Raw genomic sequence first — 22,385 nt, forward strand, 5'->3', positions numbered from 1 at the left:
GCCTTCGTGCTAAAAGAAGTCCGGCGGTGTCCTACTCTCCCACACTGTTTCCGGTGCAGTACCATCGGCGCTGTCAGGCTTAGCTTCCGGGTTCGGAATGTGGCCGGGCGTTTCCCTGACGCTATGACCGCCGTAACGTGGTCGACCCTGTGGATGTCCCTGTGTCACAACATGGTTGGTTGTTGTGGTGGGGGTGTGGTTGTGGGTCGGGAACCGTGCAGTGGACGCGAGCATTGTGTTTGTGTGTGTGTTGTTAAGTTGTCGGCTTATTAGTACCGGTCAGCTCCGCACATTGCTGTGCTTCCACGTCCGGCCTATCAACCCAGTCGTCTAGCTGGGAGCCTCTCCACCCCGGTGGGGTGTTGGAAACCTCATCTTGAAGTGTGCTTCCCGCTTAGATGCTTTCAGCGGTTATCACGTCCGAACGTAGCTAATCAGCGGTGCCCTTGGCAGGACAACTGACACACCAGAGGTTCGTCCATCCCGGTCCTCTCGTACTAGGGACAGCTCTTCTCAAGTTTCCTCCGCGCGCAGCGGATAGGGACCGAACTGTCTCACGACGTTCTAAACCCAGCTCGCGTACCGCTTTAATGGGCGAACAGCCCAACCCTTGGGACCGACTCCAGCCCCAGGATGCGACGAGCCGACATCGAGGTGCCAAACCATGCCGTCGATATGAGCTCTTGGGCAGGATCAGCCTGTTATCCCCGGGGTACCTTTTATCCGTTGAGCGACGGCGCTTCCACAAGCCACCGTCGGGTCACTAGTCCCGACTTTCGTCTCTGCTTGACATGTCTGTCTCACAGTCAAGCTCCCTTGTGCACTTACACTCGCCACCTGATTGCCAACCAGGCTGAGGGAACCTTTGGGCGCCTCCGTTACTCTTTGGGAGGCAACCGCCCCAGTTAAACTACCCACCAGGCACTGTCCCTGATCCGGATCACGGACCGAGGTTAGACATCCAGAACGACCAGAGTGGTATTTCAACGATGACTCCACGACCACTGGCGTGGCCGCTTCATAGTCTCCCACCTATCCTACACAAGCCGTACCGAACACCAATACCAAGCTATAGTAAAGGTCCCGGGGTCTTTCCGTCCTGCTGCGCGTAACGAGCATCTTTACTCGTAGTGCAATTTCGCCGAGTTCGCGGTTGAGACAGTGGAGAAGTCGTTACGCCATTCGTGCAGGTCGGAACTTACCCGACAAGGAATTTCGCTACCTTAGGATGGTTATAGTTACCACCGCCGTTTACTGGCGCTTAAGTTCAGAGCGTCACCCACGAATGGGTTAACCCGTCCCCTTAACGTTCCAGCACCGGGCAGGCGTCAGTCCGTATACATCGTCTTGCGACTTCGCACGGACCTGTGTTTTTAGTAAACAGTCGCTTCTCCCTGGTCTCTGCGGCCGTCAACGCTAACCCGCAAAGGGGTTTCACGTCTACGGCCCCCCTTCTCCCGAAGTTACGGGGGCATTTTGCCGAGTTCCTTAACCACGATTCACTCGATCGCCTTGGTATTCTCTACCTAACCACCTGAGTCGGTTTGGGGTACGGGCGGCTCGAACCTCGCTAGGAACTTTTCTTGGCAGCATAGGATCACCCTGCTTCCCGCATACGCGGTCACGATCAAGCCTCGGGCACTGATGGGGCGGATTTACCACTCCCCGGCCCTGCGCTCTTCGACGTGGACAACCATCGCCACGCGGAGGCTACCTTCCTGCGTCCTTCCATCGCTTACCTACTACCGGCTCGGGTCACGCGTTCCACCACCCGGCCCCACACCCGAAGGTGTGGAGCTATGGACGGCTTCAGGCGCTTAGCATCACCGGATTCAGTACTGGGCGGTTCTTCGCCGGTTCCGGAATATCAACCGGATGTCCATCGACTACGCCTGTCGGCCTCGCCTTAGGTCCCGACTTACCCAGGGCAGATTAGCTTGACCCTGGAACCCTTGGTTATTCGGCGGAAGAGTTTCTCACTCTTCATTCGCTACTCATGCCTGCATTCTCACTCGTGCCGGATCCACACCTCGATCACTCGGATGCTTCACTCCCGGCACGACGCTCCCCTACCCACCAACACGCCTGAACACCACCACAAGTGGAGGTGCTGAGCAATAATGTTGGTGCCACAGCTTCGGTGGTGTGCTTGAGCCCCGCTACATTGTCGGCGCGGAATCACTTGACCAGTGAGCTATTACGCACTCTTTCAAGGGTGGCTGCTTCTAAGCCAACCTCCTGGTTGTCTTCGCAACTCCACATCCTTTCCCACTTAGCACACGCTTAGGGACCTTAGCTGGTGATCTGGGCTGTTTCCCTCTCGACTACGAAGCTTATCCCCCGCAGTCTCACTGCCATGCTCTCACTTACCGGCATTCGGAGTTTGGCTGACGTCAGTAACCCGGTAGGGCCCATCAGCCATCCAGTAGCTCTACCTCCGGCAAGAAACACATGACGCTGCACCTAAATGCATTTCGGGGAGAACCAGCTATCACGGAGTTTGATTGGCCTTTCACCCCTACCCACAGCTCATCCCCTCAGTTTTCAACCTAAGTGGGTTCGGGCCTCCACGCGGTCTTACCCGCGCTTCACCCTGGCCATGGGTAGATCACTCCGCTTCGGGTCTAGACCCAGCGACTCATACGCCCTGTTCGGACTCGCTTTCGCTACGGCTTCCCCACACGGGTTAACCTCGCCACTGAGCACTAACTCGCAGGCTCATTCTTCAAAAGGCACGCCGTCACCCACCAACAGGCAGGCTCCGACGGATTGTAAGCGCACGGTTTCAGGAACTATTTCACTCCCCTCCCGGGGTACTTTTCACCTTTCCCTCACGGTACTTGTCCGCTATCGGTCACTAGGGAATATTTAGGCTTAGCAGGTGGTCCTGCCAGATTCGTACGGGATTTCTCGGGCCCCGTACTACTCGGGAAGATGTCACACGCAGTCACGGATGTTTCGGCTACCGGGGTCTCACCGTCTACGCCAGGCCTTTCCAGACCTTTCACCTACACCACGCGATTTCTCACTGCGCACCAGGCGGATAGACCCGGTACGAACACTCCCACAACCCCACGACTGCAACCCCTACCCGGTATCACACAGCCGCGGTTTAGCCTCATCCGCTTTCGCTCGCCACTACTCACGGAATCACATGTTGTTTTCTCTTCCTGTGGGTACTGAGATGTTTCACTTCCCCACGTTCCCTCCACACACCCTATACATTCAGGTGCGGGTGACCAGCGATGAAACTGGCCGGGTTTCCCCATTCGGACACCCTCGGATCACAGTCTGGTTATCGACTCCCCGAGGCTTATCGCAGATTCCTACGTCCTTCTTCGGTTCCTAGTGCCAAGGCATCCACCGTGCGCTCTTAAAAACTTAACAAAACAAGCCACAAAGATGCTCGCGTCCACTGTACAGTTCTCAACCAACAACCAGCCACCACCAGGCACAACCAGCCACCACACACCCCCACCCACCACACACACCGCAGTGCACGTCGTGGGACACGGAGCGGGTATGACCGAACCCAGCAGCCCCAGCCACCGAAAAACCCGACCACCACCCAGACCGAGAACCCACAAAGCTCCCAACCCAGACAGGGGTCCGATCCTTCAGGACCCAACAGCGTGTTTGCACCCACCCCACCAGCAGCACCCACCCCTTTCCCCACCCACACCCCCACAACAGTGAGGGCAGCAGGCCGTACTCAGATCCAGGCACCACCAGCACAGGGCCGGCGACAGTTCCTTGATGTTCCACCCAGAGCAACCCCGGGCACCACACGCGGGCACCAACGAGGCCACCACACACACCCCGACCAGCTCCTCCCACCCACACAGGGCAGAAGTCACCACGAGGCACATGCTTCAACGGTGTGCTCCTTAGAAAGGAGGTGATCCAGCCGCACCTTCCGGTACGGCTACCTTGTTACGACTTAGTCCCAATCACCAGTCCCACCTTCGACAGCTCCCTCCCACAAGGGGTTAGGCCACCGGCTTCGGGTGTTACCGACTTTCGTGACTTGACGGGCGGTGTGTACAAGGCCCGGGAACGTATTCACCGCAGCGTTGCTGATCTGCGATTACTAGCGACTCCGACTTCATGGGGTCGAGTTGCAGACCCCAATCCGAACTGAGACCGGCTTTCTGGGATTCGCTCCCCCTCACGGGATCGCAGCCCTTTGTACCGGCCATTGTAGCATGCGTGAAGCCCAAGACGTAAGGGGCATGATGATTTGACGTCATCCCCACCTTCCTCCGAGTTGACCCCGGCAGTCTCCCATGAGTCCCCAACCACCACAAAGGGTGTTGCTGGCAACATGGAACGAGGGTTGCGCTCGTTGCGGGACTTAACCCAACATCTCACGACACGAGCTGACGACAACCATGCACCACCTGTACACCAGCCACAAAGGGAAACCACATCTCTGCGATCGTCCGGTGTATGTCAAGCCTTGGTAAGGTTCTTCGCGTTGCATCGAATTAATCCGCATGCTCCGCCGCTTGTGCGGGCCCCCGTCAATTCCTTTGAGTTTTAGCCTTGCGGCCGTACTCCCCAGGCGGGGCGCTTAATGCGTTAGCTGCGGCACGGACCCCGTGGAATGGGACCCACACCTAGCGCCCAACGTTTACGGCGTGGACTACCAGGGTATCTAATCCTGTTCGCTCCCCACGCTTTCGCTTCTCAGCGTCAGTAATGGCCCAGAGACCTGCCTTCGCCATCGGTGTTCCTCCTGATATCTGCGCATTCCACCGCTACACCAGGAATTCCAGTCTCCCCTACCACACTCTAGCCTGCCCGTACCCACTGCAGACCCGGAGTTAAGCCCCGGGCTTTCACAGCAGACGCGACAAACCGCCTACAAGCTCTTTACGCCCAATAATTCCGGACAACGCTCGCACCCTACGTATTACCGCGGCTGCTGGCACGTAGTTAGCCGGTGCTTCTTCTGCTCCTACCGTCACAAAAGCTTCGTCAGAGCTGAAAGAGGTTTACAACCCGAAGGCCGTCATCCCTCACGCGGCGTCGCTGCATCAGGCTTCCGCCCATTGTGCAATATTCCCCACTGCTGCCTCCCGTAGGAGTCTGGGCCGTGTCTCAGTCCCAGTGTGGCCGGTCACCCTCTCAGGCCGGCTACCCGTCGTCGCCTTGGTAGGCCATTACCCCACCAACAAGCTGATAGGCCGCGAGTCCATCCACCACCAAAAAATCTTTCCACACCACACCCATGCAGGCAGGTGTCCTATCCAGTATTAGACGCCGTTTCCAGCGCTTATCCCAGAGTGGAGGGCAGGTTACTCACGTGTTACTCACCCGTTCGCCACTAATCCCCCGTGCAAGCACGGGATCATCGTTCGACTTGCATGTGTTAAGCACGCCGCCAGCGTTCGTCCTGAGCCAGGATCAAACTCTCCGAAAAAAAACCAAAACCCATAACCATGAGCATCGGAAAGCCAGACAACCCGGCAAAAACACCACAACCAGACACCCGGGGGCGGGCACCCAGCCATGGCAAAACAAAACATGGCATCAAAAAACAAACACGCTGTTGAGTTCTCAAGAATCGGACACACACCAGGCAGAACAACTGTGTTGCAGCGACCCCGCCTGGGGCAACCTCTCCAGTCTACCAGACACACATCCGTGATCCCAACCGCTGAGCGGAGGATCATCGTCGATGGGAGTGCCTGATGGGCTACGCTTTCGCCGCTCTCGCGTCGTCAGCGAAGGACAACACTACACACCGGGTCGGGAGCGCGCAAACTGAGCGCGGCAACGGGTCAGGCCACCTGGATCCCGAGCTTGCCCACCAGGTCCCCGCCCTCCATCTGGGCCAACGCCGCGCGCGTCTGCGCCAGCGGATAGGTCGCCTGCACGGTCGGCCGGAGCCCAGTCTGCTCGACGAAGCTGCACAGCGCACGGAGCTCGGCCAGAGTGCCCATGGTCGACCCCACCACGCGCAACTGCTTGAAGAAAATCTTGGTCAGCTCGGCCTTCTCCGGCGCGTCGCCGGACGTGGCGCCGCAGATCACGATGGTTCCTCCGGGGCGCAGGGCGTTGATCGAGTGCGACCAGGTCGCCGCTCCGACGCTCTCCAGCACGGCGTCGACCCGCGCGGGCAGCCGCTCCCCCACCTCGAAGGTGGCGGCAGCCCCGAGCCCAAGCGCACGGTGGCGTTTGGTCTCAGAGCGACCCGTCACCCAGACCCTGAGGCCGGCCGCCGCCCCCAGCTGGATCAGGGCGGTCGAGACGCCACCACCGGCCCCCTGCACCAGGACGGTGTCGCCGGGGCGGACGTCCGCCTTCGCAAAGAGCATGCGATAGGCCGTCAGCCACGCGGTGGATAGGGTTGCCGCCTCCACGGCGTCCAGGTGCTCCGGGCGCGGGACCCAGGAGCCCTCGGGGACGGCCACCTGCTCCGCGAGCGTCCCCTGGTGCAGCTCGGACAGCAGCGACCGCCGCGGGTCCAGCGTGGTGTCCCCCGACCAGCCTGGGGTCCCCGCCGTCACGGGATAGACGACGACCTCCCCCTCCTCCGGGTGCCGCGCCACCGCGTCACACCCGAGGATCATCGGCAGGCGGTCCTCCCCCAGCCCCACGCCTCGCAGCGACCAGAGGTCGTGGTGGTTGAGGCCTGCGGCGACCACCGGCAGCACCGTCCAGCCGGGAGGAGGCTCGGGCGTCGGGCGCTCCCCGACCACGAGACCGTCCAAGGGTCCGTCGGGGTGGAGCGATTCGGCATAGGCGGCCAGCATGCTGCTCACCCTAGCCGCGCTGCCCCGCCCTCGCCCGGCGTGCGCACCGCCCGGCTCTCCTGCGCCCTGGCCCGCTGCTCCGCGACGGCCTCCGGATAGACGATCTCCTCCAGGCACAGTCCGTGCGCCGGCATGACCTGCACGGCCGGATCACGGACCGCGGCGTCCTGCACCGCCCTGGGCCAGTCGGGCCCACGGCCGCCGTCCCCGACCGCGACCACCGAGCCCACGAGGGCGCGCACCATGTGGTGGCAGAACGCGTCGGCCACGATCCTGCCCACCACCACGCCGGCAGGGTCGCGGCTCCAGGAGAACTCGAGCAACGTCCGGATGGTGCTCGCCCCCTCCCGGGGGCGGCAGAACGCGGCGAAGTCCCCCAGGCCGACCAGGGGACGCGACGCCAGGTCCATGGCCGTCTCGTCCAGAGGGCGCCGCACGGCGACGGTGTCGCGGCGGCGCAGCGGATCGAGCGCCTGGGGGTGGTCGGCCAGTCGGTAGGAGTAGCGCCGGCGGAGGGCGGAGAACCGCGCGTCGAAGGCCTCGTCGACCTCGGCGGCCCGGTGCACCACCAGATCGTCCGGCAACACCCCGCGCAACCTGGTCACCAGCGCCTCCGCCGGGGACCGCGAGGACCGGCCGGGCAGGGCGGCCCAGTCGTCAGCCCCCAGGTCGAGGTGGCAGACCGATCCGCGGGCGTGCACCCCCGCGTCGGTGCGACCACCCACCGTCAGTCGGGGCTGGTCGCGCCGGAGGATGGTCGCCAGTCCCTCGCCCAGGGTCTGCTCCACCGTGCGCAGCCCTGGCTGTCGAGCCCAGCCCGAGAAGTCGCTGCCGTCGTAGGCGAGGTCGAGTCGGATCCGCACCGGTCCATCCTGCCACCGCCGCACCGGACAGCACGCAGACGCGAGCAGGGCCACCACCCCTTCCGGGATGGTGGCCCTGCTCGTCACGCCGGGGCGCTCGATCAGTCCTCGTCCGAGCTGCCGATCTCCAGACCCGCGTCCGCGCCCTGCTGCGGAGCGGCGCCACCAGCCGGCTCGAAGCCGGCCGCCTCGGCCGCCTCGGCGGTGCGGAACCACACCTCCGCCTCGGTCGCGTCGTACCACTGCGAGCCGGGGACGTGGTACTTCATCGAGTCGGCGTTGCCCTTGACGTCGAAGCCGTCGGGCGCGGAACCGTCCTCGCCGGCCGGGGCGCTGTCCGGTCCGAAGTCACGCGCGTCATCTGTCGCAGCAGAGTCCGCCGTCGCGTCGTCGGCCGTCGCGTCGTCGGCGCCGGCGGAGACCATCGCGGCCTCGGTCGGCTCCTCCGAGGCGGTCTCGTTGACCTCGACGACCTCGGCGGGGGCGGCCGGCGCCAGCTCCGTCTCACTGGCCGCGGCATCCTTGGCGGCCCGCTTGGTCGCGCCTTCCGCCTGGGTGACGACGGCCTTCTTGGCGACCGGCTCGCGGACGAGCTCGATGACGGCCATCGGCGCGTTGTCGCCCTTGCGCGGGGCGATCTTGGTAATGCGGGTGTAACCACCCGGACGCTCGGCCATGTCCGGGGCGATCTCGGTGAAGAGGCGGTGGACGACGCCCTTGTCCCGGACGATCGCCAGCACCTTGCGGCGGTTGTGCAGGTCACCACGCTTGGCGAAGGTCACCAGCCGCTCGGCCAGCGGGCGGAGCCGCTTGGCCTTGGCCTCGGTAGTCGTGATGCGGTCGTGCTCGAACAGAGCGGTCGCGAGGTTGGACAGGATCAGGCGCTCGTGCGCCGGACCGCCGCCGAGGCGCGGACCCTTCTTGGGGGCAGGCATGAGTTCTCCTTGTTGTTTCTCAGTCTCAGTACTGCTCGTCCTCGGCGAAGGCGGCGTCGCCCTCGTCGTCGTACGAACCGTCCTCGTAGGCGGCCGCACCCTCGAATCCGGGCGGGCTGTCCTTGAGGGCCAGCCCCATCTCGGCGAGCTTGTCCTTCACCTCGTCGATCGACTTCGCACCGAAGTTGCGGATGTCGAGCAGGTCGGCCTCGCTGCGGCCGACGAGCTCGCCGACGCTGTGGATGCCCTCACGCTTGAGGCAGTTGTAGGACCGCACGGTGAGGTCCAGCTCCTCGATCGGCAGCGCCAGGTCGGATGCCAGGGCGCCGTCGCCGGTCGAGGGGCCGATCTCGATGCCCTCGGCCTCGACATTGAGCTCACGGGCCAGGCCGAAGAGCTCGACCAGGGTGCGACCCGCGGAGGCGACCGCGTCGCGCGGGGTGACCGAGCTCTTGGTCTCGACGTCGATGACGAGCCGGTCGAAGTCCGTGCGCTGCTCGACACGGGTCGCCTCGACCTTGTACGTCACGGCGAGCACCGGGGAGTAGATGGAGTCGACCGGGATGCGGCCGATCTCCTGCTCACCGGACTTGTTGAGCTGCGCCGAGACGTAGCCACGGCCACGCTCGACCGTCATCTCCATCTCGATCTTGCCGGAGTCGCCCAGGGTCGCCAGGTGCAGGTCCGGGTTGTGGATCTCCACGCCGGCCGGCGGGGCGATGTCGGCCGCGGTGACCGCGCCGGCGCCCTGCTTGCGCAGGTACATCACGACGGGCTCGTCGTGCTCGCTGGAGACGACCAGGCTCTTGAGGTTGAGGATGATCTCGGTGACGTCCTCCTTGACCCCGGGGATCGTGGAGAACTCGTGCAGCACGCCGTCGATCCGGATGCTGGTGAGGGACGCGCCGGGGATGCTCGAGAGCAGGGTCCGGCGGAGGGAGTTGCCGAGGGTGTAGCCGAAGCCGGGCTCCAGGGGCTCGAGGACGAACCGGGAGCGGCTGTCGGAGACGACCTCCTCAGACAGGGTGGGGCGCTGTGCGATGAGCACTGTTCAGTTCCTTTCCTGCGGCGACCGCTATATGACGCCGCGAAAGAGTGCCGACCGACCTGCGGCCGGCTACCCCGGTCACCTCTGTCCGTGACCGTGGCAGGTGAGGGGCAGGTATGCAGTTGCGACCGCATACCCACCCGCTCGCGGAGCGAGCCCGAGAAGACCGCCGAGCGCAGCGAGGCCTGGGCTTCTCGGAACATCTAGAACGAGCGAGCGACGCGAGCACCTCGCCGTTCCGGGGGCGTGGGGGGCGCAGCCCCCCACTGGATCAGTTCTTCGAGTACAGCTCGACGATCAGCTGCTCGGTGAGGATCGTGTCGATCTGCTCCCGGACGGGCAGCTGGTGGATGAGGATCTTCAGCGAGCCGGGGACGACCTTCATCCAGGCCGGGACCGGGCGGTCGCCGAAGGTCTGCCGGGCCAGCTCGAACGGGAAGGTCTCCACGGACTGCGGCCGGATCTCGATGATGTCGTACTGCTCCACCCGGTAGGACGGGACGTCGACCCGCTGACCGTTGACCAGGAAGTGGCCGTGGGTCACCAGCTGACGGGCGGCGCGGCGCGTCCGGGCCAGGCCGGCACGGTAGACGACGTTGTCGAGGCGGGACTCGAGGATGATGAGCAGATTCGCACCGGTCTTGCCGGGGCGGCGGGCGGCCTCGGCGTAGTAGCGGCGGAACTGCTTCTCCATGACGCCGTAGGTGAAGCGAGCCTTCTGCTTCTCCTGCAGCTGGGTGAGGTACTCCTTCTCCTGGCTGCGGCGCCGACCGTGCTGCCCCGGGGGGAAGGGACGCAGGTCGAAGTTCTTGTCGCCGCCGACGAGGTCGACCTTGAGCCGACGGGACTTCTTGGTGATGGGGCCGGTATAACGGGCCATGTTCTTTCCCTAACCTTTCCGGGGCTCTTAGTTGCGACGCTTCTTGGGCGGGCGGACGCCGTTGTGCGCCTGGGGGGTGACGTCGCTGATCGCGCCGACCTCCAGGCCGGCGGCGGTCAGGGAACGAATCGCGGTCTCACGACCGGAGCCCGGGCCCTTGACGAAGACGTCGACCTTGCGCATGCCGTGGTCCATGGCACGGCGGGCGGCGGCCTCGGCGGCCATCTGCGCGGCGTAGGGGGTCGACTTGCGCGAGCCCTTGAAGCCGACCTGGCCCGAGGAGGACCAGGCGATGACGGCACCGGTGGGGTCGGTGATCGAGATGATGGTGTTGCTGAACGTGCTCTTGATGTGAGCCTGCCCGAAGGCGACGTTCTTCTTCTCCTTGCGGCGCACCTTCCGGGCGCCGGCGGCCTGACGGCTCTTGGGGGGCATGTGTTTCTCCTAGCGGAAGAGCAAATCTGTGGGTCGAGGCGGGGCCTCGGACCGGACCAGACGCGGGGTCTGGGGCGAAGCCCCGAACCTCGGGCGAAGCCCTGAGGGGTGGTTGGGGGGCGGAGCCCCGAACCTCGGGCGAAGCCCTGGGGGGTGGTTGGGGGGCGGAGCCCCGAACCTCGGGCGAAGCCCTGGGGGGTGGTTGGGGGGCGGAGCCCCGAACCTCGGGCGAAGCCCTGGGGGGTGGTTGGGGGGCGGAGCCCCTCAACGGACTACTTGCCGGCCTTCTTCTTGCCGGCGACGGTGCGCTTGGGGCCCTTGCGGGTCCGCGCGTTGGTCTTGGTGCGCTGACCGTGCACCGGGAGTCCGCGGCGGTGCCGCAGGCCCTGGTAACTGCCGATCTCGGCCTTGCGGCGGATGTCGGCGGCCACCTCTCGGCGCAGGTCGCCCTCGAGGCGGTACTCGCCCTCGAGGTGGTCACGCAGGGCGACCAGCTGCTCTTCCGTCAGGTCTTTGACGCGGACCGACGGGTCCACGCCCGTCGCCTCCAGCGTCTTCTCGGCGCGGGTGCGGCCCACGCCGAAGATGTAGGTGAGAGCGACCTCCACGCGCTTGTCGCGCGGCAGGTCGACACCGATGAGTCGTGCCATGTGGCAGTGCTCCTTGATCGTTCGCGAGAGTCTGGTGCAGCACCGGTCCGCATCGTCTGATGGGCTCGTTCGCCCGCGGTCCCCAGCTCTCGCTGCCGGGGGTGACGTCCCGCCGGTCGGCGGGGGTCGGGTGCTGCGTCTTCAGGTGTATTCAGTTGTGTCGTCGTCGACGCATCGAAGCTGCGACGCGTGCGATCGCGATCGCGTCAGCCCTGGCGCTGCTTGTGGCGCAGGTTGTCGCAGATCACCATGACCCGGCCGTGACGGCGGATCACCTTGCACTTGTCGCAGATCTTCTTCACGCTCGGCTGAACCTTCATGGCTGCCTGCCTCTGGGTGAGTGGATCTGTGCGGGTGGGGTGCAGCGTGCGGCCCGGGTGGGCCCCACGGTCAGCGGTAGCGGAAGACGATGCGTCCGCGAGTGAGGTCGTACGGACTGAGCTCCACGACGACCCGGTCCTCGGGGAGGATCCGGATGTAGTGCTGACGCATCTTCCCGGAGATGTGAGCCAGCACAACGTGACCGTTGGTCAGCTCGACCCGGAAGTTCGCATTCGGGAGGGCCTCGACAACCGTGCCCTCGATCTCAATGACGCCGTCCTTCTTCGCCATGTCCTCCACATTTCCCGTGACGTACCTGCTGATCGGCCCACGCGGGGCCGACCCCCCATCGTACGGGAAACGCAAGCAGGGAGCGAATCGCCCTCAGTCGGCGAGCGGGGCGAAGCGTGCGCTGACGGAGGACAGGCCCGCCTCTCCCCCGTCCGGGGCCGTGAGCACCCAGAGTCCGTCGTCGGTGACCGCCACGGTGTGCTCCCAGTGGGCGGCGCGACTACCGTCACTCGTGACGACGGTCCAGTCGTCGTCGAGGGTCCGGGTCTCGATCGTCCCGAGCGTGACCATCGGCTCCACGGCGAAGGTGCTTCCGGCCGGCACCGACGGTCCGGTCGAGGTCACGCCGTAGTTGGGGACGTGCGGCTCCATGTGCATCTCCCGGCCGATGCCGTGGCCGGTGTAGTCCTCGAGGATGCCGTAGCGCTCGACGCCGGGGACACCTTGCGCGCGCCGTCGCTCGAGCGCGGCGTCGATGCTCTCCTCGACGGCGTCGCCGACCGCGAACAGTCGGCCGCCCGGGCGCAGCGCAGCCATCCCCGCCCACAGCGAGGCCTCGGTGTCGTCCATGAGGGCCAGATCAGCCGGGGTGCCCTGCTCGCGTCCACCGACGACGAGGCTCAGCGCCGCGTCCCCATGCCACCCCTCCACGATGGCGCCGCAGTCGATCGAGACGAGGTCGCCGGTGGCCAGGACCCGCTCCCCCGGGATCCCGTGGACGACCTCGTCGTTGACCGAGATGCACAGGCTTCCGGTGAAGCCGTGATAGCCGAGAAAGCTCGGCACGGCGCCAGCCGAGCGGATGGCGTCCTCGGCGAGCGCGTCGAGCTCGGAGGTGCGGATCCCGTCGACCGCGCGGTCGCGGGCCAGCGCCAGCGTGTCACCCACGACGCGACCGGCGCGGCGCATGGCGCGCAGCTGGTCCGGGGTCTTGGCCTCGATGCGGGAGCGGCGGCGGAACAACGCCATCAGGCCGTCGGGTCGACGTCGGCGTCCTGCGCCGAGGCGCCCACACCCTCGAGCACGCCCTCGATGCGGGAGGTGACCTCCTGCATACTGCCCATGCCGTCGACGCGACGCAGCAGTCCGCGCTGCTTGTAGACCGCGGCCAGCGGCGCGGTCTCCTCGGTATAGATCCGCATCCTCTCGCGGATGACGTCCTCGGTGTCGTCCGAGCGTCCCTGGTCCTGCGCCCGCGCCAGCAGCCGCTGGACCACCTCGTCGGTGTCGACGGTGAGCTCCACCACGACATCCAGGGCGTGACCGGCATCGCCCAGCATCTCGTCGAGCGCCTCGACCTGTCCCGTGGTCCGGGGGTAGCCGTCGAGCAGGAATCCCGCGGCCGCGTCGGACTCGGCGAGCCGGTCCTTGACGATGGCGTTGGTGACCTCGTCAGGGACGTAGCCGCCGGAGGCGGTGATCTCCTTGACCTGCAGACCCAGCGGGGTCTCGTTCTTGATGTTGGCCCGGAAGATGTCACCCGTGGAGATGGCGGGGATGCCGTGGGCCTCGGAGACGATCGCCGCTTGGGTGCCCTTACCGGCACCGGGAGGGCCGAGCATGATCAGACGCATCAGCGGAGGAACCCTTCGTAGTCGTGCTGCTGGAGCTGGGACTCGATCTGCTTCACCGTCTGCAGACCGACACCCACGATGATGAGGATCGAGGCGCCTCCCAGCGGGAAGTTCGCCACGCCCATGACGTTGAACGCGATGAGGGGGATGAGCGCCAGGCCCGCGAGGTAGAGCGCGCCGGGCGTCGTGATCCGGTTGATGACGTACTCAAGGTACTCGGCCGTGGGCCGGCCTGCGCGGATCCCCGGGATGAACCCGCCATAGCGCTTCATGTTGTCCGCGACGTCGGTCGGGTTGAAGGTCACGGAGGTGTAGAAGAAGCAGAAGAAGATGATCATCGCGGCGTAGAGGACCATGTAGACCCAGTGCGTGCCCGAGCCCGACACCCCCATCGAGAGGTAGCGGTCGACGAAGGTCACCCATCCCGGCGCGACCTCGCCCGGGTCGGTCGGACGGTTGAAGTTCGCGATGAGCGAGGGCAGCATGAGGATCGAGCTGGCGAAGATGATGGGGATGACGTTCGCCATGTTCAGCTTGAGCGGGATGTAGGTGGACGTCCCGCCGTACTGCCGGCGCCCGACCATCCGCTTGGCGTACTGCACCGGGATCCGGCGCTGGCACTGCTCGACGTAGACGACGAGGGTCATGATGACCAGCCCGAGCAGCATCACCAGGACGAAGGTCGTGATGGACTGCTGCCAGATCGCGCCGAGGGCGGCCGGGAAGCTGGCCGCGATCGAGACGAAGATGAGCAACGACATCCCGTTGCCGACGCCCTTCTCGGTGATGAGCTCACCGAGCCACATGATCAGGCCGGTGCCGGCGGTCATCACCAGCACCATGAGGGACAGCGTCCACCAGCTCTCGTCCGGCATAACGGAGGTGCAGCTCGCACCGAAGAGGCGGGCCGGCTCACGGGCGATCGTCACCAGCGTCGAGGCCTGCAGCACCGCCAGCCCGATCGTGAGGTAGCGGGTGTACTGCGTCATCTTCGACTGCCCCGCCTGCCCCTCCTTCTTGAGTTGCTCGAAGCGCGGGATGACCACGGTCAGCAGCTGCACGATGATCGCCGCCGTGATGTAGGGCATGATCCCCAGCGCGAAGATCGACAGCTGCACCATGGCGCCGCCGGAGAAGAGGTTGACCATGCCCAGCACATTGCCGGACAGCTGCGCGGTGTTGAGGCACTGCTGCACGAGGCCGTAGTCGACGCCCGGCGTCGGGATGTGCGTCCCGAGCCGGTACAGCGTCATGATGGCGAGCGTGAAGAGGATCTTCCGGCGAAGATCCGGCGTCTTGAACGCACGCACGAACGCGGAGAGCATTCAGGTCCTCCTGTGGGTCCTGGCGACTCGTCTCGCGTCGCGGGCGACGACGAGCCCGAGGAGCGAGCATGAATCGTCCACGACGATAACACCAGGGGGGGTGGGGGCGGAAAGCACGCGAGGCCCCGTCGTCGCGGTGGCGACGCGGGGCCTCACGAGGGTATGCCGTGGGTCGAGGCTCCGGTCAGGCCTCGGTGGTGCTCCCGCCGGCGGCCTCGATCTTTTCCTTGGCGGAGGCCGAGAACTTGGCGGCGGTGACGTCGAGCTTCACGGACAGCTCACCGGTGCCGAGAACCTTGACGGGCTGGCCCTTGCGCACCGCGCCCTTGGCCACGAGCTCCGCGGGAGTCACCGCACCACCCTCGGGGAAGAGCGAGGCCAGGGTGTCCAGGTTGACGACCTGGTAGGTCACCTTGAACGGGTTCGTGAAGCCGCGCAGCTTCGGCAGCCGCATGTGCATCGGCGTCTGGCCGCCCTCGAAGGTCTCGGGGACCTGGTAACGCGCCTTGGTGCCCTTGGTCCCGCGACCGGCGGTCTTGCCCTTGGACGCCTCACCGCGACCCACGCGGGTCTTGGCGGTCTTGGCCCCCGGTGCGGGACGCAGGTGGTGGACCTTGAGCGCCTTGGAGCCGGAGCCGGTCGCGCTGGCAGTGGTCTTGTCACTCATGTCACTCATCGGTCAGTCAACCTCCTCGACGGTCACCAGGTGGGCGACCGTGCGGACCATCCCCCGGAACTCGGGACGATCCTCCTTGACGACGGTGTCACCGATCCGCTTGAGGCCCAGGCTCCGGACGGTCTCCCGGTGCATGTGCTTCGTGCCGACGGTGGACTTGATCTGGGTCACCTTGAGCTTGGCCATCAGGCACCTGCCTTCGTCTCGGCGGCGGCCTCGGCGCGGGCGCGCAGCATCGCGTGCGGGGCCACCTCCTCGAGGGACTTGCCACGACGGGCCGCGACGGCCTCCGGCTGCTCGAGCCCACGCAGCGCCGCGACGGTGGCGTGCACGATGTTGATCGAGTTGCTGGACCCCAGCGACTTGCTCAGCACGTCGTGGATCCCCGCGCACTCGAGCACGGCGCGCACCGGGCCACCGGCGATGACACCGGTACCGGGGCTGGCCGGCTTGAGCATGACGACGCCGGCGGCGTCCTCGCCCTGGACCGGGTGCGGGATGGTGCCGGCGATGCGGGGAACGCGGAAGAAGTTCTTCTTCGCCTCCTCGACGCCCTTGGAGATCGCCGCGGGCACCTCCTTGGCCTTGCCGTAGCCGACGCCGACGGTGCCGTCGCCGTCACCGACGATGACCAGGGCGGTGAAGCTGAAGCGCCGACCACCCTTGACGACCTTGGCGACACGGTTGATGGTGACGACGCGCTCCAGGTACTGGTTGCGGTCGTCATCCCGACCACCACGGTTGTCGCGGCGGTCACGGTTGTTGTTGTCGCGGTTGCCCCGACGGTTGTCGCGGGCGTCACCGGAGGCCGAGTTGCCACCGGAGCCGCGGCGCTGGAAGTCACCAGCCATAGGAAGGTTCCTCTTTCCTTGTCTGTCGGGGTCTGTCAGAGCGACAGGCCGCCCTCGCGGGCGCCCTCCGCGATCGCGGCCACGCGGCCGGCATACCGGTTGCCGCCACGGTCGAAGACCGCGGCCTCGACACCGGCTGCCTTGGCCCGCTCGGCCAGGAGCTCACCGACGCGGCGCGCCTTGGCGGTCTTGTCGGCGTCGAGAGCACGCAGGTCGGCCTCCATGGTCGAGGCCGAGGCCAGCGTGGCGCTCTGGGTGTCGTCCACGAGCTGGACGAAGACGTGTCGCGAGGACCGGTTGACCACGATGCGCGGACGCTCGGTGGTGCCGGTGACCTTCTTGCGCAGACGCAGGTGGCGCCGGCCCCGGGCCGCGCTCTTGCTCTTGGCGCGCTTGACGATCTGTGCCATGGCTTACTTACCAGCCTTTCCGACCTTGCGGCGGATGCGCTCACCCTCGTAGCGCACGCCCTTGCCCTTGTAGGGGTCGGGCTTGCGCAGCTTGCGGATGTTGGCCGCGACCTCGCCGACCTGCTGCTTGTCGATGCCCGTGACCGAGAACCGGGTCGGGTTCTCGACCTGGAAGGTGATGCCTTCCGGGGCCTTGATGAGGATCGGGTGGCTGTAGCCGAGCGCGAACTCCAGGTCGCTGCCCTTGGCCACCACGCGGTAGCCGGTGCCGTGGATCTCCAGCTTCTTGGTGTAGCCGGAGGTCACACCCTCGACCATGTTGGCGATGAGGCTGCGGGTCAGGCCGTGACGGGCGCGGGAGTCGCGCTCGTCGTCGGGACGGGTGACCTCGATGCTGCCGTCCTCGCCCTGCGCGACGGAGATGGGCTCCACCACGTCGAGCGCGAGCTGGCCCTTGGGGCCCTTGACGGTCACGGTGCCGCCGTCGATGGCCACGTCCACACCGGTAGGGATGGAGACGGGGAGTCGTCCGATACGAGACATTACGTGTGTGCTCCTTACCTTCTGCCTCAGGTCACCAGACGTAGGCGAGCACTTCGCCGCCGACGCCCTTCTCGGCTGCCTGACGGTCTGTGAGCAGGCCGGAGGACGTGGAGATGATGGCCACGCCCAGGCCGCCCAGCACGCGGGGCAGGTTGGTGGACTTCGCGTAGACGCGCAGCCCCGGCTTGGAGACGCGACGCACTCCGGCGATCGAACGCTCCCGGTTGGGGCCGTACTTGAGGTCGATGGTCAGGCTCGAGCCCACCTCCGCATCCGCAGAGGTCCAGGAGGCGATGTAGCCCTCGGCCCTGAGGATGTCGGCGATGTTCGCCTTGAGCTTGGAGTACGGCATGGTGACCTGGTCCTTGTGCGCCGAGTTGGCGTTGCGGATCCGGGTCAGCATGTCCGCGATCGGGTCGGTCATGGTCATGGGGCGATCTGCCCTTTCTCATCGCGGTTTCCCCCGTGGCGGTATGCCGTGGGCGACCTTCGATGTTCCAGGTGGTGGTTACGTCGGGTGGTCAGGTGGGGTCGTGGTGCGGACCGGGGTCCGATCACCAGCTCGACTTGGTGACGCCCGGGAGCTCGCCCCGGTGCGCCATCTCGCGCAGGCAGATCCGGCACAGGCCGAACTTGCGGTAGACCGAGTGCGGCCGGCCGCACCGCTGGCAGCGGGTGTAGGCGCGCACCTTGAACTTCGGCTTGCGGTTGGCCTTGTTGATGAGAGCGGTCTTGGCCATCGTCTCAGTTCTCCTTGAACGGGAAGCCCAGCCGCTTCAGCAGCGCCCGGCCCTCGTCGTCGGTGGTGGCGGTGGTCACGACCGTGATGTCCATGCCGCGGACGCGGTCGATCTTGTCCTGGTCGATCTCGTGGAACATGGACTGCTCGTTGAGGCCGAAGGTGTAGTTGCCGTTGCCGTCGAACTGGCGCGGCGACAGGCCGCGGAAGTCGCGGATGCGCGGCAGCGCCAGCGACAGCAGCCGGTCCAGGAACTCCCACATGCGGTCCCCGCGCAGCGTCACGTGGGCGCCGATCGGCATACCCTCGCGCAGCTTGAACTGGGCGATCGACTTCTTGGCCTTGGTTACGGCCGGCTTCTGGCCGGTGATTGACGTGAGGTCCCGGACCGCGCCCTCGATGAGCTTGCTGTCGCGGGCCGCCTCGCCGACGCCCATGTTGACCGTGATCTTCACCAGGCCGGGCACCTGCATCGGGTTGGCGTAGCCGAACTCCGACGTCATGGCGGGGACGATCTCCTCGCGGTAGCGACCCTTGAGCCGCGGCGCCGGAGCCGAGGCCGTCTGCGTGGCCTCGCTGGTCTCGGTCGCGTCGTTCAGCGTGTCAGTCATGCTCGTATGTCCTTACCCGAGCGCACCGCGACGCGGGTGCGCACCGTCTTGTTGCGCCCGGAGCCGTCGCCGCGCTCGACCGACTCGACCCGGGTCTTGATCCGCGTCGGCATCTTGGTCTCGGGGTCGACCACCATCACGTTGGACACGTGGATGGGCGCCTCCTGGACCTGGATGCCTCCGGTGTTGACGCCGCGCTGACCGCCGGCCCGGGTGTGCTTGGTGATGCGGTTGACACCCTCGACGAGGACGCGGTCGGTCTCGGTGTAGACCGCGATGACGCGGCCCTGCAGACCCTTGTCCTTGCCGGCGATGACCTGCACCAGGTCGTTCTTCTTGATCTTCATCTTCGCCATGGCTCAGATCACCTCCGGCGCGAGCGAGACGATTCGCATGAATCGCTTGTCGCGCAGCTCACGGCCCACCGGGCCGAAGATGCGGGTACCGCGCGGGTCCCCGTCGTTCTTCAGGATGACCGCGGCGTTCTCGTCGAAACGGATGTAGCTGCCGTCGGGACGACGACGCGCCTTCTTGGTGCGCACCACGACCGCCTTGACGACATCGCCCTTCTTGACGTTGCCGCCCGGGATGGCGTCCTTGACCGTGGCCACGATGGTGTCCCCGATGCCCGCGTAGCGGCGGCCGGAACCGCCCAGCACGCGGATGCACAGGAGCTCCTTGGCACCGGTGTTGTCGGCGACGCGCAGTCGCGACTCCTGCTGGATCACTGTTCGTTCTCCTACTGCCGACTGGTTCTCCGCCCCGCACGGGGCCGAGCCTGATCAGACGTTGTGGATTGGTAGGTCGGGGTCTGTCCGGGGCGCGAGCCCCCGACAGAGTGTTACTTGGCCTTCTCGAGGATCTCCACGAGGCGCCAGCGCTTGGTCGCGGACAGCGGTCGGGTCTCCATGATGAGGACACGGTCGCCGACACCGGCGGTGTTGTCCTCGTCGTGCGCCTTGACCTTGTTGGTCGTGCGCAGGACCTTGCCGTAGAGCGCGTGCTTGACGCGGTCCTCGACCTGGACGACGACGGTCTTGTCCATCTTGTCGCTCACCACGTAGCCCTGACGGACCTTGCGGTAGTTGCGGTCGCCGCCGTGCCCCAGCGAGCTCTCGCTGGGCTCGTGCGCCTCGACGGCGTCCGTCGTCGCCGCGGCCGCAGCAGGCTCGGTGGTCTCGTCGGCCACGGTGGTCTCGACATCGGTCTTGGTGCTCTCGCTCATGCTCAGCCCACCTTCTCGTTCTCGTCGGCGGTTGCCGCGGCCGCGTCGACCTCGCGGCCGATGCCGAGCTCCCGCTCGCGCATCTCCGTGTAGATCCGGGCGATGTCTTTGCGCACGGCGCGGAGCCGGCCGTGGCTCTCCAGCTGCCCGGTGGCCGACTGGAAGCGCAGGTTGAACAACTCCTTCTTGGCCTCGGCCAGGGCATCGGCCAGGGGGCCGTCCTCCAGACCACGGAGCTGGTCGGGGGTCAGGTTCGCAGAACCGACTGCCATCAGATGTCACCACCCTCACGGGACACGAAGCGGGCCTTCATGGGGAGCTTGTGCATCGCCAGACGCAACGCCTCGCGGGCGACGTCCTCGGACACACCGGACAGCTCGAACATGATGCGCCCGGGCTTGACGTTGGCCACCCACCACTCGGGCGAGCCCTTACCGGAGCCCATGCGGGTCTCCGCCGGCTTCTTGGTCAGCGGGCGGTCCGGGTAGATGTTGATCCACACCTTGCCGCCACGCTTGATGTAGCGGGTCATGGCGATACGCGCGGACTCGATCTGCCGGTTGGTGACGTAGGCGGGCGCCAAGGCCTGGATGCCGTAGTCACCGAACGCCAGCTGGGTGCCACCCTTGGCCATGCCGGAGCGCTTCGGGTGGTGCTGCTTGCGGTGCTTGACTCGACGGGGAATCAACATCAGGACTGCTCTCCCTCGGTGGTCGCAGGGGCCTGGCTCGCCTGCTCCTGCTGGGGAGCGGCGGCCTCGGTCGACCCGGCCGGGGCGGACGAGGCCGCCTCGTCCCGGCGGGGGGCCCGACCGCGACGCTCGCCGCGCTCGCCGCCGCCACCCGGGCCACGGCCTCGACCGCGACGGTCGCCGCGGCGGTCACCGCCGGAGGCGGCTTCCTCGCGGGCCAGCTCCTTGGCGGTCAGGTCGCCCTTGTAGATCCAGACCTTCACGCCGATACGACCGAAGGTGGTCTTGGCCTCATAGAAGCCGTAGTCGATGTTCGCCCGCAGAGTGTGCAGCGGTACGCGACCCTCGCGGTAGAACTCCGACCGGGACATCTCGGCGCCGCCGAGGCGGCCCGAGCACTGGATCCGGATGCCCTTGGCGCCCGCGCGCAGGGCGGACTGCATGCCCTTGCGCATCGCGCGCCGGAAGGTCACGCGGGCCGCGAGCTGCTCGGCGATGCCCTGGGCCACCAGCTGCGCGTCCACCTCGGGGTTCTTGACCTCGAGGATGTTGAGCTGCACCTGCTTGCCCGTCAGCTTCTCCAAGGCGCCGCGGAGGCGGTCGGCCTCCGCGCCGCGACGGCCGATGACGATGCCCGGACGCGCGGTGTGGATGTCCACCCGGACGCGGTCGCGGGTGCGCTCGATCTCCACCTTGGAGATGCCGGCCCGGTCCATGCCCGTGGAGAGCAGCTCGCGGATCGCGACGTCTTCCTTCACGTAGTCGCGGTAGCGCTGCCCCTCCTTGGTGGAGTCGGCGAACCAGCGGCTGCGGTGGTCGGTGGTGATGCCCAGGCGGTAGCCGTTCGGGTTGATCTTCTGCCCCATCAGCGGGCACCTCCCTTGGTCTTCTCGGACACGACCACGGTGATGTGGCTCGTGCGCTTGTTGATGCGGCTGGCGCGGCCCTGGGCGCGCGGCCGGAACCGCTTCATGGTCGGGCCCTCGTCCACGAACGCGGACGACACGACCAGGCTGGTCTCGTCGAAGCCCTCGCCAGCGGAGTCCGCGGCGTGCCGGGCGTTGGCGACCGCGCTGTTGAGGACCTTCAGCACCGGCTCGCTCGCGCCCTGCGGCGCGAACCGCATCAGCGCCTGCGCCTCCGGCACGCTCTTGCCGCGGATGAGGTCCACGACACGGCGCGCCTTCATCGGCGTCACGCGGACGAACCGCGCCTGCGCCCTGGCTCCCATGGCGATCCCTTCTTCCGGGGTGTTGGTGGTGGTCGTCATCGGCGGCGAGCCTTCCTGTCGTCCTTCTCGTGACCCTTGAAGGTGCGGGTCGGAGCGAACTCACCGAGCTTGTGGCCGACCATCGACTCGGTCACGAAGACCGGGACGTGCTTGCGGCCGTCGTGCACGGCCAGCGTGTGGCCGAGCATGTCGGGGGTGATCATCGACCGGCGGGACCAGGTCTTGATGACGTTCTTGGTGCCGGCCTCGTTCTGTGCGTCCACCTTCTTGGCGAGGTGGTCGTCGACGAACGGGCCCTTCTTGAGGCTGCGAGGCATGCTTGCGT

General features: G+C 66.2%; 28 protein-coding genes and 3 rRNA genes. All 31 read right to left on the minus strand.

What is annotated here, in order from left to right; translation table 11 throughout:
* Nucleotides 1–18: 18 nt before the first annotated feature.
* A 5S ribosomal RNA gene (rrf, locus tag AC5PYY_RS00005) occupies nt 19–135 on the minus strand.
* A gap of 114 nt (nt 136–249) precedes the next feature.
* Nucleotides 250–3,387: ribosomal RNA gene (locus tag AC5PYY_RS00010) — 23S ribosomal RNA — on the minus strand.
* A gap of 504 nt (nt 3,388–3,891) precedes the next feature.
* Nucleotides 3,892–5,425 (minus strand): 16S ribosomal RNA (locus tag AC5PYY_RS00015).
* Together the 16S, 23S and 5S rRNA genes form the textbook arrangement of a ribosomal RNA operon.
* A gap of 361 nt (nt 5,426–5,786) precedes the next feature.
* Nucleotides 5,787–6,761, minus strand: coding sequence for a zinc-binding dehydrogenase (locus AC5PYY_RS00020; protein ID WP_493897812.1), 975 nt, complete (start codon nt 6,759–6,761; stop codon nt 5,787–5,789).
* Between the two features lie 5 nt (nt 6,762–6,766).
* On the minus strand, nt 6,767–7,624 hold the full coding sequence (gene truA, locus AC5PYY_RS00025) for a tRNA pseudouridine(38-40) synthase TruA (protein WP_493897813.1): 858 nt from the start codon (nt 7,622–7,624) through the stop codon (nt 6,767–6,769).
* Nucleotides 7,625–7,725: 101 nt separating this feature from the next.
* Entirely contained in the window at nt 7,726–8,559 is an 834-nt protein-coding gene (gene rplQ, locus AC5PYY_RS00030) for a 50S ribosomal protein L17, sunset domain variant (protein ID WP_493897814.1), read from the minus strand.
* Between the two features lie 25 nt (nt 8,560–8,584).
* The gene (locus AC5PYY_RS00035) at nt 8,585–9,607 is read right to left on the minus strand and encodes a DNA-directed RNA polymerase subunit alpha (protein ID WP_493897815.1); all 1,023 of its coding nucleotides are present in this window, start codon (nt 9,605–9,607) and stop codon (nt 8,585–8,587) included.
* Between the two features lie 271 nt (nt 9,608–9,878).
* Entirely contained in the window at nt 9,879–10,487 is a 609-nt protein-coding gene (gene rpsD, locus AC5PYY_RS00040; RefSeq protein ID WP_493897816.1) for a 30S ribosomal protein S4, read from the minus strand.
* A 27-nt stretch (nt 10,488–10,514) separates the two neighbouring features.
* Nucleotides 10,515–10,922: a 30S ribosomal protein S11 gene (gene rpsK, locus AC5PYY_RS00045; protein WP_022919811.1), complete on the minus strand. Its 408-nt coding sequence runs from the start codon at nt 10,920–10,922 to the stop codon at nt 10,515–10,517.
* A 272-nt stretch (nt 10,923–11,194) separates the two neighbouring features.
* Nucleotides 11,195–11,572: a 30S ribosomal protein S13 gene (gene rpsM / locus AC5PYY_RS00050; RefSeq protein WP_493897817.1), complete on the minus strand. Its 378-nt coding sequence runs from the start codon at nt 11,570–11,572 to the stop codon at nt 11,195–11,197.
* A gap of 206 nt (nt 11,573–11,778) precedes the next feature.
* Nucleotides 11,779–11,892, minus strand: a complete 114-nt coding sequence (gene rpmJ / locus AC5PYY_RS00055) for a 50S ribosomal protein L36 (protein ID WP_022925314.1) — start codon at nt 11,890–11,892, stop codon at nt 11,779–11,781.
* Between the two features lie 70 nt (nt 11,893–11,962).
* Nucleotides 11,963–12,184: a translation initiation factor IF-1 gene (gene infA / locus AC5PYY_RS00060; protein WP_022925313.1), complete on the minus strand. Its 222-nt coding sequence runs from the start codon at nt 12,182–12,184 to the stop codon at nt 11,963–11,965.
* A 93-nt stretch (nt 12,185–12,277) separates the two neighbouring features.
* Nucleotides 12,278–13,153 carry a type I methionyl aminopeptidase gene (gene map, locus AC5PYY_RS00065; protein WP_493897818.1) on the minus strand — a complete coding sequence of 292 codons (876 nt, stop codon included), beginning with the start codon at nt 13,151–13,153 and terminating at the stop codon, nt 12,278–12,280.
* Nucleotides 13,153–13,758 carry an adenylate kinase gene (locus AC5PYY_RS00070; protein ID WP_493897819.1) on the minus strand — a complete coding sequence of 202 codons (606 nt, stop codon included), beginning with the start codon at nt 13,756–13,758 and terminating at the stop codon, nt 13,153–13,155. The genes map and AC5PYY_RS00070 overlap by 1 nt, the downstream gene beginning before the upstream one ends.
* A complete protein-coding gene (gene secY, locus AC5PYY_RS00075) occupies nt 13,758–15,083 on the minus strand; it encodes a preprotein translocase subunit SecY (protein WP_493897820.1) in 1,326 nt (441 codons plus the stop codon). Before secY ends, AC5PYY_RS00070 begins: the two co-directional genes overlap by 1 nt.
* Nucleotides 15,084–15,267: 184 nt before the next feature.
* Nucleotides 15,268–15,750 (minus strand): 50S ribosomal protein L15, encoded by a 483-nt coding sequence (rplO, locus tag AC5PYY_RS00080; protein ID WP_493897821.1) that lies wholly within the window; start codon nt 15,748–15,750, stop codon nt 15,268–15,270.
* A 12-nt stretch (nt 15,751–15,762) separates the two neighbouring features.
* Nucleotides 15,763–15,945 carry a 50S ribosomal protein L30 gene (gene rpmD, locus AC5PYY_RS00085; protein WP_010148653.1) on the minus strand — a complete coding sequence of 61 codons (183 nt, stop codon included), beginning with the start codon at nt 15,943–15,945 and terminating at the stop codon, nt 15,763–15,765.
* A complete protein-coding gene (rpsE, locus tag AC5PYY_RS00090) occupies nt 15,945–16,610 on the minus strand; it encodes a 30S ribosomal protein S5 (RefSeq protein ID WP_493897822.1) in 666 nt (221 codons plus the stop codon). Before rpsE ends, rpmD begins: the two co-directional genes overlap by 1 nt.
* Before the next feature lie 35 nt (nt 16,611–16,645).
* A complete protein-coding gene (gene rplR / locus AC5PYY_RS00095) occupies nt 16,646–17,020 on the minus strand; it encodes a 50S ribosomal protein L18 (protein WP_493897823.1) in 375 nt (124 codons plus the stop codon).
* 3 nt (nt 17,021–17,023) lie between these two features.
* Nucleotides 17,024–17,563, minus strand: coding sequence for a 50S ribosomal protein L6 (gene rplF / locus AC5PYY_RS00100; RefSeq protein ID WP_493897824.1), 540 nt, complete (start codon nt 17,561–17,563; stop codon nt 17,024–17,026).
* 31 nt (nt 17,564–17,594) lie between these two features.
* Nucleotides 17,595–17,993 carry a 30S ribosomal protein S8 gene (gene rpsH, locus AC5PYY_RS00105; RefSeq protein ID WP_493897825.1) on the minus strand — a complete coding sequence of 133 codons (399 nt, stop codon included), beginning with the start codon at nt 17,991–17,993 and terminating at the stop codon, nt 17,595–17,597.
* Nucleotides 17,994–18,117: 124 nt separating this feature from the next.
* Complete coding sequence (locus tag AC5PYY_RS00110) at nt 18,118–18,303, minus strand: type Z 30S ribosomal protein S14 (protein ID WP_009483068.1); 186 nt, start codon at nt 18,301–18,303, stop codon at nt 18,118–18,120.
* A 4-nt stretch (nt 18,304–18,307) separates the two neighbouring features.
* Nucleotides 18,308–18,913 (minus strand): 50S ribosomal protein L5, encoded by a 606-nt coding sequence (gene rplE / locus AC5PYY_RS00115; protein WP_493897826.1) that lies wholly within the window; start codon nt 18,911–18,913, stop codon nt 18,308–18,310.
* The gene (gene rplX / locus AC5PYY_RS00120) at nt 18,910–19,269 is read right to left on the minus strand and encodes a 50S ribosomal protein L24 (protein ID WP_493897827.1); all 360 of its coding nucleotides are present in this window, start codon (nt 19,267–19,269) and stop codon (nt 18,910–18,912) included. Before rplX ends, rplE begins: the two co-directional genes overlap by 4 nt.
* Nucleotides 19,270–19,272: 3 nt before the next feature.
* Nucleotides 19,273–19,641 carry a 50S ribosomal protein L14 gene (gene rplN, locus AC5PYY_RS00125; RefSeq protein WP_493897828.1) on the minus strand — a complete coding sequence of 123 codons (369 nt, stop codon included), beginning with the start codon at nt 19,639–19,641 and terminating at the stop codon, nt 19,273–19,275.
* A gap of 113 nt (nt 19,642–19,754) precedes the next feature.
* Entirely contained in the window at nt 19,755–20,138 is a 384-nt protein-coding gene (gene rpsQ / locus AC5PYY_RS00130) for a 30S ribosomal protein S17 (protein ID WP_493897829.1), read from the minus strand.
* Between the two features lie 2 nt (nt 20,139–20,140).
* Entirely contained in the window at nt 20,141–20,410 is a 270-nt protein-coding gene (gene rpmC / locus AC5PYY_RS00135) for a 50S ribosomal protein L29 (protein ID WP_493897830.1), read from the minus strand.
* The gene (gene rplP / locus AC5PYY_RS00140; protein WP_493897831.1) at nt 20,410–20,829 is read right to left on the minus strand and encodes a 50S ribosomal protein L16; all 420 of its coding nucleotides are present in this window, start codon (nt 20,827–20,829) and stop codon (nt 20,410–20,412) included. The genes rpmC and rplP overlap by 1 nt, the downstream gene beginning before the upstream one ends.
* Complete coding sequence (rpsC, locus tag AC5PYY_RS00145) at nt 20,829–21,695, minus strand: 30S ribosomal protein S3 (RefSeq protein ID WP_493897832.1); 867 nt, start codon at nt 21,693–21,695, stop codon at nt 20,829–20,831. The genes rplP and rpsC overlap by 1 nt, the downstream gene beginning before the upstream one ends.
* Nucleotides 21,695–22,060 (minus strand): 50S ribosomal protein L22, encoded by a 366-nt coding sequence (rplV, locus tag AC5PYY_RS00150; RefSeq protein ID WP_493899295.1) that lies wholly within the window; start codon nt 22,058–22,060, stop codon nt 21,695–21,697. The genes rpsC and rplV overlap by 1 nt, the downstream gene beginning before the upstream one ends.
* A gap of 35 nt (nt 22,061–22,095) precedes the next feature.
* Complete coding sequence (gene rpsS, locus AC5PYY_RS00155) at nt 22,096–22,377, minus strand: 30S ribosomal protein S19 (protein WP_493897833.1); 282 nt, start codon at nt 22,375–22,377, stop codon at nt 22,096–22,098.
* Nucleotides 22,378–22,385: the final 8 nt, after the last annotated feature.

It is taken from the genome of Serinicoccus sp. JS2-9 (assembly GCF_059025165.1).

What these genes read in the sequence shown, in the direction of transcription:
- rplO (WP_493897821.1), bottom strand. Translation starts at nt 15,750, where the DNA reads ATGAGTGACAAGACCACTGCCAGCGCGACCGGCTCCGGCTCCAAGGCG.
- rplP (WP_493897831.1), bottom strand. Translation starts at nt 20,829, where the DNA reads ATGTTGATTCCCCGTCGAGTCAAGCACCGCAAGCAGCACCACCCGAAG.
- rplR (WP_493897823.1), bottom strand. Translation starts at nt 17,020, where the DNA reads ATGGCACAGATCGTCAAGCGCGCCAAGAGCAAGAGCGCGGCCCGGGGC.
- rpsH (WP_493897825.1), bottom strand. Translation starts at nt 17,993, where the DNA reads ATGACCATGACCGACCCGATCGCGGACATGCTGACCCGGATCCGCAAC.
- rpsS (WP_493897833.1), bottom strand. Translation starts at nt 22,377, where the DNA reads ATGCCTCGCAGCCTCAAGAAGGGCCCGTTCGTCGACGACCACCTCGCC.
- rpsQ (WP_493897829.1), bottom strand. Translation starts at nt 20,138, where the DNA reads ATGAGCGAGAGCACCAAGACCGATGTCGAGACCACCGTGGCCGACGAG.
- rpsC (WP_493897832.1), bottom strand. Translation starts at nt 21,695, where the DNA reads ATGGGGCAGAAGATCAACCCGAACGGCTACCGCCTGGGCATCACCACC.
- rpsM (WP_493897817.1), bottom strand. Translation starts at nt 11,572, where the DNA reads ATGGCACGACTCATCGGTGTCGACCTGCCGCGCGACAAGCGCGTGGAG.
- rplX (WP_493897827.1), bottom strand. Translation starts at nt 19,269, where the DNA reads ATGGCGAAGATGAAGATCAAGAAGAACGACCTGGTGCAGGTCATCGCC.
- rpmC (WP_493897830.1), bottom strand. Translation starts at nt 20,410, where the DNA reads ATGGCAGTCGGTTCTGCGAACCTGACCCCCGACCAGCTCCGTGGTCTG.
- rpsE (WP_493897822.1), bottom strand. Translation starts at nt 16,610, where the DNA reads ATGGCTGGTGACTTCCAGCGCCGCGGCTCCGGTGGCAACTCGGCCTCC.
- rplE (WP_493897826.1), bottom strand. Translation starts at nt 18,913, where the DNA reads ATGACTGACACGCTGAACGACGCGACCGAGACCAGCGAGGCCACGCAG.
- rpsD (WP_493897816.1), bottom strand. Translation starts at nt 10,487, where the DNA reads ATGGCCCGTTATACCGGCCCCATCACCAAGAAGTCCCGTCGGCTCAAG.
- AC5PYY_RS00110 (WP_009483068.1), bottom strand. Translation starts at nt 18,303, where the DNA reads ATGGCCAAGACCGCTCTCATCAACAAGGCCAACCGCAAGCCGAAGTTC.
- AC5PYY_RS00020 (WP_493897812.1), bottom strand. Translation starts at nt 6,761, where the DNA reads ATGCTGGCCGCCTATGCCGAATCGCTCCACCCCGACGGACCCTTGGAC.
- rpmD (WP_010148653.1), bottom strand. Translation starts at nt 15,945, where the DNA reads ATGGCCAAGCTCAAGGTGACCCAGATCAAGTCCACCGTCGGCACGAAG.
- rplF (WP_493897824.1), bottom strand. Translation starts at nt 17,563, where the DNA reads ATGTCTCGTATCGGACGACTCCCCGTCTCCATCCCTACCGGTGTGGAC.
- AC5PYY_RS00070 (WP_493897819.1), bottom strand. Translation starts at nt 13,758, where the DNA reads ATGCGTCTGATCATGCTCGGCCCTCCCGGTGCCGGTAAGGGCACCCAA.
- rpsK (WP_022919811.1), bottom strand. Translation starts at nt 10,922, where the DNA reads ATGCCCCCCAAGAGCCGTCAGGCCGCCGGCGCCCGGAAGGTGCGCCGC.
- secY (WP_493897820.1), bottom strand. Translation starts at nt 15,083, where the DNA reads ATGCTCTCCGCGTTCGTGCGTGCGTTCAAGACGCCGGATCTTCGCCGG.
- map (WP_493897818.1), bottom strand. Translation starts at nt 13,153, where the DNA reads ATGGCGTTGTTCCGCCGCCGCTCCCGCATCGAGGCCAAGACCCCGGAC.
- infA (WP_022925313.1), bottom strand. Translation starts at nt 12,184, where the DNA reads ATGGCGAAGAAGGACGGCGTCATTGAGATCGAGGGCACGGTTGTCGAG.
- rplQ (WP_493897814.1), bottom strand. Translation starts at nt 8,559, where the DNA reads ATGCCTGCCCCCAAGAAGGGTCCGCGCCTCGGCGGCGGTCCGGCGCAC.
- rplV (WP_493899295.1), bottom strand. Translation starts at nt 22,060, where the DNA reads ATGGGAGCCAGGGCGCAGGCGCGGTTCGTCCGCGTGACGCCGATGAAG.
- rpmJ (WP_022925314.1), bottom strand. Translation starts at nt 11,892, where the DNA reads ATGAAGGTTCAGCCGAGCGTGAAGAAGATCTGCGACAAGTGCAAGGTG.